The following is a 15,527-nucleotide window of genomic DNA, read 5'->3' on the forward strand; positions in this document are numbered from 1 at the left end:
ACTCCTTCCCATCCCGAACAGGACAGTGAAACACCTCCGCGCCGATGATAGTGCGGGTTCCCGTGTGAAAGTAGGTCATCGTCAGGCTCTTATAACCAAACCGCCCAACCCCTCAAAAGGTTGGGCGTTTTGCTTTGGGAAAACGAAAAGCAATGCCAGCTTACCGCCACGCTGCAATCGCCCCGGCAGCAGGACAGCGTCTCTTCGTGGCACGCGTGTTGAAAACGATATGCGGTTGTTCGACGGTGGGGAGGGCGAGCCTGGGTCTCTGCAAGCTGACCCGGCAGTGCACCCTGTCGACCGCCGCAACGGGTTTGGCGCTCGCCATGATCTTGCCCGCAACCGCAACCGCAACCGCAACGGCAACGGCAACGGCAACGGCAACGGCAACGGCCTCTGTCGCCACCGATGTGGAGGCGCCCGGGCCACGAGGGCCGTTGCGGGGTACGCTGGTGGCTCCGGTCGCGGGCCGTGCGGCCCGTTCGGCTTCCGGCGATACAGCGAGCGGTCTTTTTTCCTTGGATTCTGCAGGCTCTCGGGCGCCCGTGGTGCTGATCGTGCCGGGCTCCGGTCCGACGGACCGTGACGGCAACAGTCCCCTGGGTGTTCGTGCATCGACTTATCGGCTGCTTGCGCAGGATCTTGCCGCGCAAGGAGTGACGGTTGCCCGCATCGACAAAAGAGGCCTGCACGGCAGTTCGCAGGCCGTGATCGATGCGAATGACGTGACGATGGCCGATTACGCGCAGGATATCCACAGTTGGGTCAATGTCCTGCGTGAACAGACGGGGGCCGCGTGTGTCTGGGTGCTGGGGCACAGCGAGGGCGGTCTGGCCGCGTTGGTCGCGGCTCAGCGGGGTACCGGGGAAGAGGCATCGATCTGTGGACTGATGCTGGTGGCGACGCCGGGCCGTCCGATGGGGCAGTTGTTGCGGGCCCAACTGCAGGCCAATCCGGCAAATGCCCCTATCTTGGAACAGGCCGAAGCCGCAATCGCCGAGCTGGAGGCCGGTCGGCGTGTGGATGTCCGCGCAATGAACCCGGCGCTGCGGCCCTTGTTCCATCCGCGCCTGCAGGGGTTCCTGATCGCCACATTGACACTCGATCCGGTGCAGTACATGGCCGGGGTGGATCGGCCGGTTCTTGTCCTGCAAGGCACACGCGATCTGCAGGTGCCGATGGGCGATGCGGAGATGCTGGCCCGCTCGGCCCGCTCGGCCCGCTCGGCCCCGCAGGCCGTGCTGGTGCGGCTGGTCGATACCAACCACGTCTTGAAGCAGGTATCGAGCGACGATGTCCACGAGAACCTCGCGACCTACGGCGATGCGCAACGGCCCTTGGCTCCGGGTGTCGTGGACAGTGTGCTGCGCTTTCTGGCGATGCCGGCGCCCTCGCGCTAAGCCACAGCCGGGGCGTTTCGGCCCCCGCTTGCCTGTGGCGCTTCAGTCCCGGCTGGTGAGAATGGCTTGGGCCATTTCCTCGAAACCCGCGCCTCGCTCACCGGGTGTGATGTAGGCGGGAAAGTGATCGAGCTGGGGCACAAAACGCCGGACGTTGGCGACCCCCAGGCTGTGGGGCATCCAGTCGAACATGCGTTGATCGTTGGTGGAGTCGCCGATATAGGCCCATCGTTCCCGTTCGGCGGCGAGATCGCGGTCGAGCAGGCTCTGGACGATCCACTGTGCGCCCTGGCGCTTGTCGTGTTCGCCGAACCAGCCGTTGATGTGGATGGAGCTGACGCTCGCATGCAGGCCGGCTGCACGCATCAGGTGGACGACTTGATCGATGTGCCGGGCGTCGAGGTGGCGGTGTTCGCTGTGGTCGATGGCGATGTCGGTTTCGCGTCCGCCGCTGTCGCTGGCCCGATGGGCGCCGGGGACGGCATGCTCGATGGCGGAGACGATCTGCTGGAGTCGTGCGAAGTTGCGTCCGCGGACGTCGGCATCCTGCTGATAGAGGCGGCGGACTGCTGGGGGCTCACCGCGATCGCTGCGGGGTCGATGGGCGTCCGGCGAGTCCGGTCGCTGCGTGGGGTCGACGCAGGGCGATGGCGCGTCGATTGCGGCGACGCCGTCCGGATGGTGGGGCAGCCGGGTATGCGCCGGCAACAGGGCGACGGCCCCGTTTTCGGCCACGATGGCATCGATCGGCCAGGTCGAGGCAAAGGGCAGCGACCAGCCGACGGGCCGGCCGGTGATGGCGATGACCGCGAGGCCGGCCTGGCGCAGCGCGCCCATGGCCGCCAGGGTGGAGGCGGGGACCTGCCCCTCGGTGGTCAGCGTGTCGTCGATGTCGGTGAGCACGCCGACCAGCCCCGCACGCGCCGCCAGCGGCCACGCATCGAGCGGGCGCAGGCGGTTGGCGGGAGGCCTGCCGTGGCTCATGACTGCTGCAAAGCCAGCCCGGCGTGTTCGCGCAGGGCATGGAAGGTGATTTCCGGATGGCGTTCCTGCGTCAGGCGCAGGTCGTAGGGCGAGGTCAGCAGGTAGGCCAGCGTGTCGGCGCTGTCGTAGGCCAGCTTGACGGCATTGCGGTCGGTGAACTTCCGCAGCTCTTCGGGTGTTTGCGCCGTGATCCAGCGTGCACCGACAAAATTCGAGCCCATCAGCCGGCATTCCACGCCATATTCGGCCTTCAAGCGGTGCTGAACGACTTCGAACTGCAGCTGGCCCACGGCGCCGAGCAGCATGGATCCGCCGGCAATCGGGCGGAACACCTGAATGGCGCCTTCTTCTCCCAACTGTACCAATCCGGCTTGCAACTGCTTGCTTTTCATGGGATTGGCCAGTTCGACGACCTGGAACAGCTCGGGTGCGAAGAAGGGCAGGCCGGTGTATTGCAGTTCATTCTGGTTGGGCAGTCCTGCCGTGATGGTGTCGCCCAACTGCACGCCGCCGTGGGTGGTGAAGCCGATGATGTCGCCGGCATAGGCCTCTTCGACCGCTTCGCGGCGTTGGCTCATGAAGGTCACCACGCTGGTGGGGCGCAGTTCCTTGGCACTGCGCTGAACCTTCAGGCGCATGCCGGATTCGTAGCGGCCCGAGCACACGCGCACGAAGGCGATGCGGTCGCGGTGCGAGGGATCCATGTTGGCTTGCACCTTGAACACCACACCCGAGAAGCCGTCGGAATCGGGGGCGATTTCCACCAGGCTGCCGTCCTTGCGGGTGCTGTTGCGGGCGTGCGGCTGAGGTGCGAGGTCGACCAGGGCATCCAGGATTTCCTGCACGCCGAAGTTGTTCACGCCGGAGCCGAAGAACACCGGGGTCTGGTGGGCCGCAAAAAAGGCCTCGGAGTCGAAGGTCGGGGCGGCGCCCTGCAGCAGTTCGATGTTCTGTTCCGCCAGTTCGAAGTCGTGGCCGAAGCGTGCCAGCAGCGTGGCGCGGTCGCTCAGGGGCACGATTTCGTCGGCGTCGTCTTCGGAGCGCTTGTCGGCGCCGGCCTTGAAGATGCGCATGTGCTGCTGGCGCAGATCGATGATGCCGCCGAAGGCCTTGCCCTGGCCCACGGGCCAGGTCATGGGCACGCAGGGGATGCCGAGTGCCTGTTCGACCTCGTCGAGCAGTTCGAGCGGATCGCGGCCTTCACGGTCGAGCTTGTTGACGAAGGTCATGATGGGCGTGTCGCGCTGGCGGCACACCTCGATCAGGCGCTTGGTCTGCGGCTCCACGCCGTTGGCGGCGTCGATCACCATGAGAGCCGAATCGACGGCGGTCAGCACGCGGTAGGTGTCTTCCGAGAAGTCCTTGTGGCCGGGGGTGTCGAGCAGGTTGATCACGTGCTCGCGGTAGAGCATCTGCATGACCGAGCTGGCCACCGAGATGCCGCGCTGCTTTTCGATTTCCATCCAGTCGCTGGTGGCGTGGCGGGTGGCCTTGCGGGCCTTGACCGAACCGGCGATGTGGATCGCGCCCGAGAACAGCAGCAGCTTTTCCGTGAGCGTGGTCTTGCCCGCGTCAGGGTGGGAAATGATGGCGAAGGTGCGGCGGCGCCGGATTTCGGAGGTGAATGTGGACACGTTGGAGTAGACGCAAACGAGGCTGGGCTTGCGCCCGGGCTGCCGGACACGTGCGTGGATGCCGTCTTGGGGGGCGGCGTCACGCAGGCCGGCAGGGCCTGGGACAGGCCTGCGCAAGGAAAAGCGGGGCTCGGGCCCCGCGGATCGCATGATTTTACCGGCCTGCGCCCGCTGCGGCGCGGTGCAGTGGAGGAGAGGGTGGAGCTGGGCTAGAATGCGGCCTGCCGAGGAGCGTTGCAGCATCCCTTTTTTGCGGGTGCGAGGCTCGGTATTCATCGCAACGACGCTCGCCCACGCTTCTGTGCGGTGAGACTGATTCCCCAGAACGTGGTTTTTTGATATCCGAGAAGGAAAAAACCATGAACGCTAGCTTGAAATCCACTGTGGCCGTCGACCATGTCGTGACCGACCTGTCCCTGGCCGCCTGGGGCCGCAAGGAAATCCGGATCGCAGAGACCGAGATGCCCGGCCTGATGGCGATTCGCGACGAATACGCCGCCAGCCAGCCGCTCAAGGGCGCCCGTATCACCGGCAGCCTGCACATGACCATCCAGACGGCAGTGCTGATCGAGACGCTGCAGGCACTGGGCGCCACGGTGCGCTGGGCCTCGTGTAACATCTTTTCGACCCAGGACCATGCGGCTGCCGCCATCGTGGCCAACGGTGCCGAAGACGGCCGGGGCACCCCGGTGTTCGCCGTCAAGGGCGAGAGCCTGGTCGACTACTGGGACTACACCCACCGCATTTTCGACTTCGGCCCCAAGGGCAGCGAAGGCGAAGGCCCGAACATGATCCTCGACGACGGCGGCGATGCCACGTTGCTGATGCACCTGGGCCGCCGTGCCGAGACCGACCCGTCGCTGCTGGCCAACCCGGCCAGCGAGGAAGAGCGTGTGCTGTTTGCCGCGATCAAGGCCAAGCTGGCCGAAGACGGCACCTGGTACAGCCGCAAGGGCGCTCAGATCATCGGCGTGACCGAAGAAACGACCACCGGCGTGCACCGCCTCAATGAAATGTCGGCCAAGGGCACGCTGCTGTTCCGTGCCATCAATGTCAACGACTCGGTGACCAAGAGCAAGTTCGACAACCTGTACGGCTGCCGCGAGTCGCTGGTCGACGGCATCAAGCGCGCGACCGATGTGATGATCGCCGGCAAGGTGGCTCTGGTGGCCGGTTACGGCGACGTGGGCAAGGGCTGTGCGCAGGCGCTGTCGGCGCTGCGCGCGCAGGTCTGGGTGACCGAGATCGACCCCATCAACGCCCTGCAGGCCGCGATGGAAGGCTACCGTGTCGTGACCCTGGAATACGCCGCCGACAAGGCCGACATCTTCGTGACGACCACGGGCAACAAGGATGTGATCCGCCACGAACACATGGTGGCGATGAAGAACGAAGCCATCGTCTGCAACATCGGTCACTTCGACAACGAGATCGACGTGGCCTCGCTCGAACAGTACGAGTGGGAAGAGATCAAGCCCCAGGTCGACCACATCATCTTCCCGGACGGCAAACGCATCACGCTGCTGGCCAAGGGCCGCCTGGTGAACCTGGGCTGCGCCACGGGCCACCCCAGCTATGTGATGTCGTCGTCGTTCGCCAACCAGACGCTGGCGCAGATCGAGCTCTACACCAAGCCCACGGCCTACCAGGCCGGCAAGGTGTATGTGCTGCCCAAGATCCTCGACGAACACGTCGCGCGCCTGCAGCTTTCCAAGCTGGGTGCACAACTGACGGTGCTGTCGGACGAGCAGGCCGCCTATATCGGCGTGAGCAAAGAGGGCCCCTACAAGCCCGATACCTACCGCTATTGAGCACGGCCGGCATGCGAGCGGATCAACTGCTGGTCGAGCGCGGCCTGGCCGCCTCGCGGTCGCAGGCCACGCGGCTGATCGCCGGCGGGCTGCGCTGGCGGCTTGCGCCCGGGCAGCCCTGGCGTGCGGTTCGCAAGAACGGCGACGAGCTGCCCGAGCAGGCCGAGCTCGAGCTGGCCGACGACGCCGAGGCACGTTATGTGTCGCGTGGCGGGCTCAAGCTCGAGGGCGCTTTGGCGGCCACGGGGCTCGGCGTGCAGGGACGGATCTGTCTCGACGTGGGGCAGTCGACCGGCGGCTTCACCGATTGCCTGCTGCAGCAGGGGGCGGAGCGTGTCGTGGGGGTGGACGTGGGTCACGGCCAACTGCACGAGCGCCTGCGCACCGACGCCCGGGTGGTGGCGCTGGAGCGGCTCAATGCGCGGCAGCTCGAAGCCGCTCAGCTGGCGCCGGCGGGGGCCGTGTCGTTCGACCTGATCACCGGCGATCTGTCCTTCATCTCGCTCACGCTGGTTCTGCCCGCGCTGGCGCCGCTGCTGGCGGCGCAGGGCGACCTGCTGATGCTGGTCAAGCCCCAGTTCGAACTGCAGCCCGAGGACATCGGCAAGGGCGGGCTGGTGAAAGACCCGGCGCGTTATGCCGATGTCGAGCTGCGCCTGCGGCGAGCCTGCGCGGAAGCGGGGCTGGCTGTCGTGGCGTGGCTGGATTCGCCCATTGCCGGTGGCGACGGCAACCGGGAGTTTTTTGTACATGCAAGGCGCGCCGCGGCCTGAGGCTGCCCGAGTGCCCGTCGCCGGCCCCGGAGCCGGCGAACCGACCGATCCACAACGCAACACGAGCAACCGCAAGGCCGGCATGGTGTCCGGCCCGACGAGGAAAGACAGCATGACCACTCTGCCCATCAGCCTGGAGTTTTTCCCGCCCAAGACCGCCGAGGGCGCCGACAAGCTGCGCCTGGTGCGCCAGCAGCTGTACGGGCTCGGGCCCGAATTCTGCTCGGTGACCTACGGTGCGGGCGGATCGACGCAGCAGGGGACTTTCGATACCGTGTCGCAGATCCTTGCCGAAGGCGTGGATGCGGCCAGCCACTTCTCTTGCATCGGTGCGACGCGGGCCTCGGTGGCCGAACAACTGGGCCAGCTCAAGCGCATGGGCGTGAGCCGGCTGGTGGCGTTGCGCGGCGACCTGCCCAGCGGCTATGGCACCGGTGGCGAGTTCCAGTACGCCAGCGATCTGGTGGCGTTCATCCGCGAAACCACGGGCGACGACTTCCATATCGAAGTCGCGTGTTATCCGGAAACACATCCGCAGGCGCGCAGTCCCGAGCACGACCTGCAGGCGCTGGCCGCCAAGGTGAAGGCCGGTGCCGACAGTGCCATCACGCAGTACTTCTACAACGCCGACGCCTATTTCCGGCTGGTCGACGATGCACGCCGACTGGGATTGGATGTGCCGCTGGTGCCGGGCATCATGCCCATCGCCAGTTCGAGCCAGCTGATGCGTTTCTCGGATGCCTGCGGCGCCGAGATTCCGCGCTGGATCCGCCTGCGGCTGCAGAGTTACGGCGACGACGTGGCCAGCATCCGGGCGTTCGGGCTGGACGTGGTGGCCGATCTGTGCGAACGCCTGCGGGCGGGCGGCGTGCCGTCGCTGCATTTCTACACGATGAACCAGAGCGCCACCATGCTGAGCCTGTGCGAACGCCTGGGGCTGGGGCCGGTCAAGGCCTGAACGCCTGCTGCCGGACCATGAAAAAAGCCTGCGAAAGCAGGCTTTTTCGTTTTGGCGGGCCGGCGCTCAGTCGTCGTGAGCGGTGCCGGCCTTGGGGCGCTGTTCGCCGCCGGACTGCAGGGCAAAGGCGGCCAGCTTGTCGCGGCCCATGAGGGTGACCATCTGCGGCAGGGCCTGCTGCAGGGCGGCCTTGAGCTTGAACGGCGGGTTGACGACAAACATGCCGCTTTCGGTCAGGCCCGAGCGTTTGCCGGGCTCGGGCCTGCCGGACTTGATGGCCAGCGAGGCGTTGAGCCACGATTTGCCGGCGCGCAGGGCCAGGTTCTTGAGCTTGCGCGGCAGGTCGTGCGATTCGGGGCGCGGAATGATGGGGTACCAGATGGCAAAGGTGCCGGTGGCAAAGCGTCCCAGCATTTCGTCGACGTAGGCGACGACGCGGCCGTAGTCGCTCTTGAGTTCATAGCTGGGATCGACCAGCACCAGGCCGCGGCGGCTGGGGGGCGGCAGGTATTTGCGTGAACCCTCGAAGCCGTCTTCCATGAAGAGCTGGATCTGGCGTCCGGCCTGCAGCTGTTCGGTGTTGAGGCGCAGGCTGCGTGCATCGCCGGGGTGCAGTTCGAAGAGCTTGAGGCGGTCGTGCTCGCGCAACAGGTGCTGGGTGATGAAGGGCGAGCCGGGATAGGCCTTGAGCACGCCCGAGGGATTGAAGGTGGCGACGAGCTCGACATAGGCTTCGAGCGCGGGCGCCAGCGCTCCCTCGAGGTGCTCCATGCGGCGCAGCAGTTCGAACACCCCTTGCTCGGCTTCGCCGCTGGCTTCGGCGGTGTCGCCGTCGAGCCGGTAGAGGCCCGCGCCCGCGTGGGTGTCGACGACGGTGAGGGCGGCGTCTTTTTGTGTGAGATGCTGCAACATGGCGACCAGCGTGGTGTGCTTGAGCACATCCGCATGGTTGCCGGCATGGAAGGCGTGGCGATAACTGAACATGGCGCGATGGTACCCGCAGGGCCGACCTTCCGGGCATGCCGTATGCAAGATTTCAGGCGAGGTGTTGTTTGATCTGGCTCAAATCCGCCCTGGAACAGGGGCGGGGACGGGGCTGTTTGTTTGATCTGGCGCAAAGGCGCCCGGGCCGTCGGGGCGCTTAATCAGGTCACGGGATCGAACCCGTCGATGTGATCCGATGGAAACCAGCATGATTCAAGCATCCAACACGAAACGCCTGGCCACCGCGCTGGCCATGGCCTTGACCCTGGGCCTGGGGGCTTCGTCCACCTGGGCACAATCCGCATCCTCCGAACAGGCAGACGGCAACTGGCTGGTCCGCGTGCGTGCGGTGCACCTCGACAGCGCCAACAAGGGCAGCACCACCCCCGACCTGGGGCTGAGCATGAACGACAAGTGGCTGCCCGAGGTCGACTTCAGTTACTTCTTCACGCCCAACTGGGCGGCCGAGCTGATCCTGACGGTGCCGCAGAAGCAGAAGCTGTATGCCAACGGCACGCAGATCGGCAGCTTCAAGCATCTGCCGCCGGTCCTGACGCTGCAGTACCACGTGACGGGCCTGCCCTACGGCATCAAGCCCTACGTGGGGGCCGGCGTGAACTACACCCGCTTCAGCGACCGCGAATTGCCGGCCGGCGTGTCGATGGACAACGACAGCCTGGGCGGTGCCCTGCAAGCGGGCGTGGATGTGCCGATCGGCAAGAACCTGTACTTCAACGTCGACGTCAAGAAGGTCTATATCAAGACCGACGTCAAGCTGGCGGGCGAAAAGATCGGCAGCTTCAAGGCCGATCCCGTGCTCGTGGGCGTCGGTTTGGGCTGGCGGTTCTGAGCGCCCGCCGATCGATCGGGTAAAGGATCGCGAGGAGACGAGAGAAGCAGAAACGGTTTGTCTGGCAGGCGGTGTCGCCTGGAGCCCTGGTGTCGCGTCTGGCGGACACATTTGGGCTCATTGGCCCCCGGAAGTCTGGTGCAAGCGGACTTCCGGGGGATTTTTCTTATAATGGCAGGCTTTGCAGCGACGACTGGGCTCCGCGGCAAAGGCTCAGACCGGGTATTTCAGGCTTCCCTTCGGGGGTGCCGGGGGTGCGCGGGCTGATGCAACACCACCTAAGAGGCTCCCTTCAGAGGAGCACCGACCGTGGAAAAGAGCCCGCCAAACCTTTATTTTCGAAAGAGAAACTCATGACCACTTTCAGCGCAAAACCCGCTGACGTGCAGCACGAGTGGTTTGTGATTGACGCCACCGACAAGGTGCTCGGACGGGTAGCCAGCGAAGTTGCCCTCCGTCTGCGCGGCAAACACAAAGCCATTTATACGCCTCACGTCGATACCGGTGACTACATCGTCATCATCAACGCTGCCAAGATCAAAGTGACCGGCACCAAGTCCCTGGACAAGGTGTACTACCGTCACTCGGGTTTTCCCGGCGGTATCTACGCGACCAACTTCCGCGACATGCAAGCCAAGCATCCCGGCCGCGCCTTGGAAAAGGCCGTCAAGGGCATGCTGCCCAAGGGTCCCCTGGGCTACGCCATGATCAAGAAGCTCAAGGTGTACGGCGGTGCTGAGCACCCCCACACCGCTCAACAGCCCAAAGTGCTGGACATCTAAGGAGTACTTGAGATGATTGGTGAATGGAACAATGGCACCGGCCGTCGCAAATCGAGCGTCGCCCGCGTGTTCCTGAAAAAAGGCACTGGCAAGATCACGATCAACGGGAAAGACATCGGCGAATATTTCGGCCGTGAAACCTCGATCATGATCGCCAGGCAGCCCCTCGTGCTGACCGGCAACGTCGAAGCTTTCGACGTGCAAGTCAACGTGCACGGCGGTGGCGAATCGGGTCAAGCCGGCGCTGTGCGCCACGGCATCACCCGTGCCCTGATCGACTACGACGCAGCCCTCAAGCCGGGCCTGTCGCAAGCCGGTTACGTGACCCGCGACGCTCGCGAAGTCGAGCGTAAGAAGGTCGGCCTGCGCGGCGCCCGTCGTCGCAAGCAGTTCAGCAAGCGCTGATCGGCCTCTCCCTGCATCGCACGCCTTCGGGTGGCGCGATGCACGGGACAACGACAAGACCGCCTTCGGGCGGTCTTGTCGTTTGCGTTTCCGGCCTCAGCTACGGTTTGCCGGTGGCGTACAAAAGACAGGTGCAGATCACTGCAAGGGGTGCAATAGGGCTTCTGGCCCCCTGTTCTGCGCCAGAACGGGCCTTGCAGTACCATTCGTATATCAGCAGTCCCCCGACACCGTATCGGGCCGCGGTGAACCGGGCCGCGATGCCCCACCCGACACATCCATCCCAGACCGATTGGAGAACCCCCATGAGCGCTGTAGCCGAACAAATCGTTGATTCCACCGTCTCGTCGACCGACGAGATGCCCTTGCCTTTTGTCTTCACCGACAGCGCTGCGGCCAAGGTCGCCGACCTGATCGCCGAAGAGGGCAATCCCGATCTCAAGCTGCGGGTGTTTGTGCAGGGGGGCGGTTGCTCGGGTTTCCAGTATGGATTCACGTTTGACGAGATCGTCAACGAGGACGACACCACGCTGAGCAAGAACGGCGTGTCTCTGCTGATCGATGCGATGAGCTACCAGTACCTGGTCGGCGCCGAGATCGACTACAAGGAAGACCTCGAAGGTGCCCAGTTCGTCATCAAGAACCCGAACGCGACGTCGACCTGCGGCTGCGGTTCCAGCTTCTCGACCTGATCGACCCGGGTCCCGGGCGCACGATGGCGCTCCGGTCCCCGCCCGATGTAAAAACGCCCGATGCGCAGGCCGCGACGGGCGTTTTTGTGTTTTGGGGCAGGCCTCAGGCCTCGGCCGGTGGGCCGGGCCGGTCCGGGTCGGTCAAGCCGGGTAGAGGGCGCCGAGTATCCGGGGGCCAGCGGCGCCGGTTGCCGAAGGCAGGTTGCCGGGCAGGCCGGCCAGGGTGCAGGCTGCCAGCCAGGCAAAGGCTGCGGCTTCGACCTGGGTCGGCGGCAGGCCGCAGTCGGCGGTGCTCTGGACTCGGGCGGCTACGCCTGCGGCCTCGAGCTGGGCGTCGAGCCGCAGCATGAGCTGGGTGTTGAGGGCGCCGCCGCCGCAGACCAGCAGGCGCCGGCAGGCCGGCAGATGCCGTGCCAGGGCCTGGGTGGCGGTGTAAGCGGTGAGTTCGAGCAGCGTGGCCTGGACGTCGGCGGGTGCCAGTCCCTGGAAAGCGGACAGGTGCGGCTGGAGCCAGGCGTCGTGGAACAGGTCGCGTCCCGTGCTTTTGGGCGGTGGCTGGCGAAAGAAGGGTTCGGCGGCGAGCGCCTGCAGCAATCCTGCGTGCACCTGTCCGCTGGCCGCCCACTGGCCGCCGGCGTCGTAGGGCCGGCCGGTGTGGCGTTGGGTCCAGGCGTCCATCAGGGCGTTGGCCGGGCCGGTGTCGAAGCCGAGTACCGGCTCGCCGTCGGCGGGCAGCAGGGTGAGGTTGGCGATGCCGCCGAGGTTGAGCACGGCCGTGTCGGTACCCGGCAGGCCAAAGACCTGCTGGTGGAAGGCCGGCACGAGCGGGGCGCCCTGACCGCCCGCCGCGATGTCGCGCGAACGGAAATCGGCGACCACGGCAATGCCCGTGAGTTCGGCCAGCAGGGCCGGGTTGTTGAGCTGCAGGGTGTAGCCGGTGGGGTCGGCCAGGCTGCCGGCCTGGGCGCCGGGGCGGTGCCGCACGGTCTGGCCGTGGGCGCCGATGGCGTGGATCCGGGCGGCAGTCAGTCCGGTCTGCGCCAGCAGGCTGTGGCAGGCCTCTGCATAGAGGCGGGCCAAGGCGTTGGCGGCCAGTGCCGCACGGTGCAGCTCGTCGTGGCCGCCGGGACGGTTGAGGGCCAGCAGTTCGTCGTGCAGGCCGGTGGGCAGCGGCAGGCTGGCGTGGGCCAGGGTCTGGATGGCGTGCGCGGGTGCGGAATCGGTGCCCGGAGCGGTCGCCGAGGCTGCGGGATCATGCGGATGGACGGCCGGGCCGCTGCCGCCGGCAGGCGTGCAGCGGGCGAGCACGGCATCGACGCCGTCGAGCGAGGTGCCGGACATGAGTCCGATGATCAGCATGGCCATGGGCGGACGACGCCGGACGGGTGAAAGACGGCAGGGGCTGCCACGCGGCTTATTGCGCGCTGGCCTGCTGGATGGTGGCCGCGGCGTTCAGGTTGATGCGCGAGAGGGCGACCTGGCGCTCGAAGCCGGCCCGTTGGCTGGCGGGGAGCTTGCGGCCTTCGCTGTACTGGGCGATGTTGAGCGGATCCTTGAACTGGCCGCTGACCCGCAGTTCGAAATGCAGGTGCGGACCGGTGGCCCAGCCCGTCGCACCGACCAGGCCGATGTTCTGGCCCTGTGCGACCTTCTGGCCCTTGCTGACGTTGATCTTGCTCAGGTGGGCATAGACCGTGGTCTGGGTCGCGTTGTGCTTGATGAAGATGACGTTGCCGTAGCCGGTCTGGCGGCCGGCGAAATCGACCACGCCGTCGCCGACGGTGCGCACGGGGGTGCCGGTGGGGGCACCGAAGTCGACGCCCGTGTGGGCTTTCCATTGTTTCTGGATGGGGTGGAAACGGCGCGAGAAGCCGCTGGTGACCCGCGAGAACTGCAGGGGCGAGCTCAGGTAGCTGCTTTGCAGGCTGTCGCCGTTGAAGGCGTAGTAGGCGCCTTTCTGGCTGGCATCGGCCTGGAACCACATGGCATTGTGGGCGACGCCCTTGTTGACGAACTCGGCCGACAGGATGCGGCCCGTGCTCATGGGCTCGCCATCGGCTTCGAGGGCTTCGTAGACGATGGAGAAGCGGTCGCCCTTGCGCAGATCGTTGTGGAAGTCGATCTTGTTGCTGAAGATTTCGGCGAATTCGGTGGTCAGCCGGTCGGGCAGGTTGGCGGCATCCATGGACGCGAACAGCGAACTGGTGATGATGCCGCCGCCGATGCGTTCGGTGGCCACCAGCGGTGCGGACTCGATGCGGCTGGTGAACACGCGGGTGCCGACGCTGCCGGCCGGCTGGGCCTCGGGCGTGACGACCAGGCGCTTGAAATTGCCGCTGTCGTCGTCGACCCAGCGCACGGTGAGCTTGCTCAGGGCGTTGCGATCGTCGGTCTCGGCCTGGATGGTGCGGCCGGTGCGGCCCAGGATCTGCTGGCGCACGGTGGCGTCGCGGCGCAGGAAGGCGGCGGCGGCAGTGTCGGCCACGCCCAGACGGGTCAGCAGGCTGTCGACCGAATCGCCGTTGCGCACGGTTTCGGAGCGGTAGAGCGTGAAGGGCAGGACGTCGGCGGCCGACAGGGGGGAGAGTTCGGTGACCTGCGGGGTGACCGTCTCGAGCACCTGGTGCACGGGCAGGTCGGAGGCATCCGGGCCGAGCGTGGCGACGGCGAAGGCGGTGGCCCCGCTGGTCAGCATGCAAACGGCCAATGTGGCCGAGAGACTTTTGGGATGCTGGTGAATGTATCGGGTGAACGCTGCAGTGAAGCTGGCAAGGTTCGAGCGGGCCGGTGTCAAGGCGATGATCCTGGATGAGGAGCGGCACAGGGGCCGCCGGGCTAACGAAACAACAAATGCCTGTCCAGGGAGGTCGAAACCAATAAGCCCTAAAATGAGAGGTTCAGGCGCGCAACTGCCGCTAAAGTATAACCAGCACTGATTTTTTTTCAACCCGAACCGCGCAATGAGTCAAGAGAAAATCGCCGATATTCCTGTAGGACCGACCCCCCAGGGCCATGCAGGAGGGCCTGCCTATCCCGTGACCGATCGGGTTCAGGAAGCGATGGCCGTCAGCCTGCGCGGATGCGAAGAGTTGATTCCCCAGGAGGACTGGCTCAGGAAACTGGCCCGTTCCGAGGCAACGGGCGTGCCCCTGCGCATCAAGCTGGGCCTGGATCCCACGGCGCCGGACATCCACATCGGGCACACGGTGGTGCTCAACAAGATGCGCCAGTTGCAGGACCTCGGGCATCAGGTGATTTTCCTGATCGGCGACTTCACCACCCTGATCGGCGATCCGTCGGGCCGCAACAGCACCCGGCCGCCGCTCACGCCCGAGCAGATCAAGGTCAATGCCGAGACCTATTACAAGCAGGCCAGCCTGGTGCTCGATCCGTCGAAGACCGAGGTGCGCTACAACAGCGAATGGTGCGATCCGCTGGGTACGCGCGGGCTGATCCAGTTGTCGGCCAAGTACACGGTGGCGCGCATGATGGAGCGCGACGATTTCGACAAGCGCTTCAAGGGCGGCGTGTCGATCAGCCTGCACGAGTTCCTCTACCCGCTGCTGCAGGGCTACGACTCGGTGGCGCTGCGCAGCGACCTGGAACTGGGTGGCACCGACCAGAAGTTCAATCTGCTGATGGGCCGCCATCTGCAGCAGGAGTATGGCCAGGAGCCGCAGTGCGTGCTCACGATGCCGTTGCTCGAAGGGCTGGACGGCGTGGACAAGATGTCCAAGAGCAAGAACAACTACATCGGCATCACCGAGCCGGCCAACACCATGTACGCCAAGGTGCTGTCGATTTCGGATGCGCTGATGTGGCGCTGGTACACGCTGCTGAGTTTCCAATCGCTGGCCGCCATCGAAGCGCTCAAGGCCGAAGTGGCCGGCGGGCGCAATCCCAAGGATGCCAAGGTGGCTCTGGCCAAGGAAATCACCACACGATTCCATGGCGCTGCGGCGGCCGAGGCGGCCGAGCAGGATTTCATCAACCGCAGCAAGGGCGGCGTGCCCGACGAGATCGCCGAAGTGGCGGTTTCGGGTGCGCCCCTGGGGATCGGGCAACTGCTCAAGCAGGCAGGCCTGGCCTCGTCGGCCTCGGAGGCCAATCGCCTGATCGACGGCGGCGGCGTGCGGGTCGACTCCTCGGTGATCAGCGACAAGGGCCTGAAGCTGGCGGCCGGCACGTATGTGCTGCAGGTCGGCAAACGCAAGTTCGCACGGGTCACGCTCGGCTGATGCGCAGGCAGGCCAT

Annotated in this window: 14 protein-coding genes and 1 riboswitch; of the genes, 9 read left to right on the plus strand and 5 right to left on the minus strand. The window is 65.7% G+C overall.

Features of this window, described 5'->3' with window-relative positions; genetic code table 11:
• Positions 1 to 518: 518 nt before the first annotated feature.
• Entirely contained in the window at positions 519 to 1,400 is an 882-nt protein-coding gene (locus tag EC845_RS18055; protein WP_233598160.1) for an alpha/beta hydrolase, read from the plus strand.
• A gap of 42 nt (positions 1,401 to 1,442) precedes the next feature.
• Here EC845_RS18055 and EC845_RS18060 read toward each other — a convergent pair whose 3' ends face one another.
• On the minus strand, positions 1,443 to 2,384 hold the full coding sequence (locus EC845_RS18060) for an HAD-IIB family hydrolase (protein ID WP_123299551.1): 942 nt from the start codon (positions 2,382 to 2,384) through the stop codon (positions 1,443 to 1,445).
• Positions 2,381 to 4,018: a peptide chain release factor 3 gene (locus EC845_RS18065; RefSeq protein ID WP_204580652.1), complete on the minus strand. Its 1,638-nt coding sequence runs from the start codon at positions 4,016 to 4,018 to the stop codon at positions 2,381 to 2,383. The genes EC845_RS18060 and EC845_RS18065 overlap by 4 nt, the downstream gene beginning before the upstream one ends.
• A 220-nt stretch (positions 4,019 to 4,238) precedes the next feature.
• A riboswitch (S-adenosyl-L-homocysteine riboswitch) is annotated at positions 4,239 to 4,314 on the plus strand.
• A gap of 63 nt (positions 4,315 to 4,377) precedes the next feature.
• Here EC845_RS18065 and ahcY point away from each other — a divergent pair.
• The 3 genes from ahcY to metF all read left to right on the plus strand — a co-directional run bounded on the left by ahcY (position 4,378) and on the right by metF (position 7,560).
• Positions 4,378 to 5,829, plus strand: a complete 1,452-nt coding sequence (gene ahcY / locus EC845_RS18070) for an adenosylhomocysteinase (RefSeq protein ID WP_123299553.1) — start codon at positions 4,378 to 4,380, stop codon at positions 5,827 to 5,829.
• 11 nt (positions 5,830 to 5,840) lie between these two features.
• A complete protein-coding gene (locus EC845_RS18075) occupies positions 5,841 to 6,602 on the plus strand; it encodes a TlyA family RNA methyltransferase (protein ID WP_123299828.1) in 762 nt (253 codons plus the stop codon).
• 112 nt (positions 6,603 to 6,714) lie between these two features.
• Entirely contained in the window at positions 6,715 to 7,560 is an 846-nt protein-coding gene (metF, locus tag EC845_RS18080; RefSeq protein WP_123299827.1) for a methylenetetrahydrofolate reductase [NAD(P)H], read from the plus strand.
• A 66-nt stretch (positions 7,561 to 7,626) separates the two neighbouring features.
• Here metF and EC845_RS18085 read toward each other — a convergent pair whose 3' ends face one another.
• On the minus strand, positions 7,627 to 8,544 hold the full coding sequence (locus EC845_RS18085; protein ID WP_123299554.1) for a 23S rRNA (adenine(2030)-N(6))-methyltransferase RlmJ: 918 nt from the start codon (positions 8,542 to 8,544) through the stop codon (positions 7,627 to 7,629).
• 208 nt (positions 8,545 to 8,752) lie between these two features.
• On the opposite strand from EC845_RS18085, the gene EC845_RS18090 reads away from it, so the two are divergent.
• The 4 genes from EC845_RS18090 to erpA all read left to right on the plus strand — a co-directional run bounded on the left by EC845_RS18090 (position 8,753) and on the right by erpA (position 11,273).
• Positions 8,753 to 9,394, plus strand: coding sequence for an OmpW family protein (locus EC845_RS18090; protein ID WP_370451355.1), 642 nt, complete (start codon positions 8,753 to 8,755; stop codon positions 9,392 to 9,394).
• Positions 9,395 to 9,747: 353 nt separating this feature from the next.
• Complete coding sequence (rplM, locus tag EC845_RS18095) at positions 9,748 to 10,176, plus strand: 50S ribosomal protein L13 (protein WP_123299555.1); 429 nt, start codon at positions 9,748 to 9,750, stop codon at positions 10,174 to 10,176.
• 12 nt (positions 10,177 to 10,188) lie between these two features.
• Complete coding sequence (rpsI, locus tag EC845_RS18100) at positions 10,189 to 10,581, plus strand: 30S ribosomal protein S9 (protein ID WP_123299556.1); 393 nt, start codon at positions 10,189 to 10,191, stop codon at positions 10,579 to 10,581.
• Between the two features lie 305 nt (positions 10,582 to 10,886).
• Entirely contained in the window at positions 10,887 to 11,273 is a 387-nt protein-coding gene (gene erpA, locus EC845_RS18105; protein WP_123299557.1) for an iron-sulfur cluster insertion protein ErpA, read from the plus strand.
• 141 nt (positions 11,274 to 11,414) lie between these two features.
• On the opposite strand, the gene EC845_RS18110 is transcribed toward erpA, so the two are convergent.
• Both EC845_RS18110 and EC845_RS18115 read right to left on the minus strand, forming a co-directional pair.
• Complete coding sequence (locus tag EC845_RS18110) at positions 11,415 to 12,638, minus strand: anhydro-N-acetylmuramic acid kinase (protein WP_123299558.1); 1,224 nt, start codon at positions 12,636 to 12,638, stop codon at positions 11,415 to 11,417.
• 49 nt (positions 12,639 to 12,687) lie between these two features.
• Positions 12,688 to 13,968, minus strand: a complete 1,281-nt coding sequence (locus EC845_RS18115; protein WP_123299559.1) for a M23 family metallopeptidase — start codon at positions 13,966 to 13,968, stop codon at positions 12,688 to 12,690.
• A 364-nt stretch (positions 13,969 to 14,332) separates the two neighbouring features.
• Between EC845_RS18115 and tyrS the strand changes: the two genes are divergently transcribed.
• A complete protein-coding gene (gene tyrS, locus EC845_RS18120; protein WP_233598181.1) occupies positions 14,333 to 15,511 on the plus strand; it encodes a tyrosine--tRNA ligase in 1,179 nt (392 codons plus the stop codon).
• Positions 15,512 to 15,527 lie beyond the last annotated feature (16 nt).

Source organism: Comamonas sp. BIGb0124 (genome assembly GCF_003752175.1).
In the GTDB taxonomy this organism is placed as follows: Bacteria; Pseudomonadota; Gammaproteobacteria; order Burkholderiales; family Burkholderiaceae_C; genus Comamonas_F.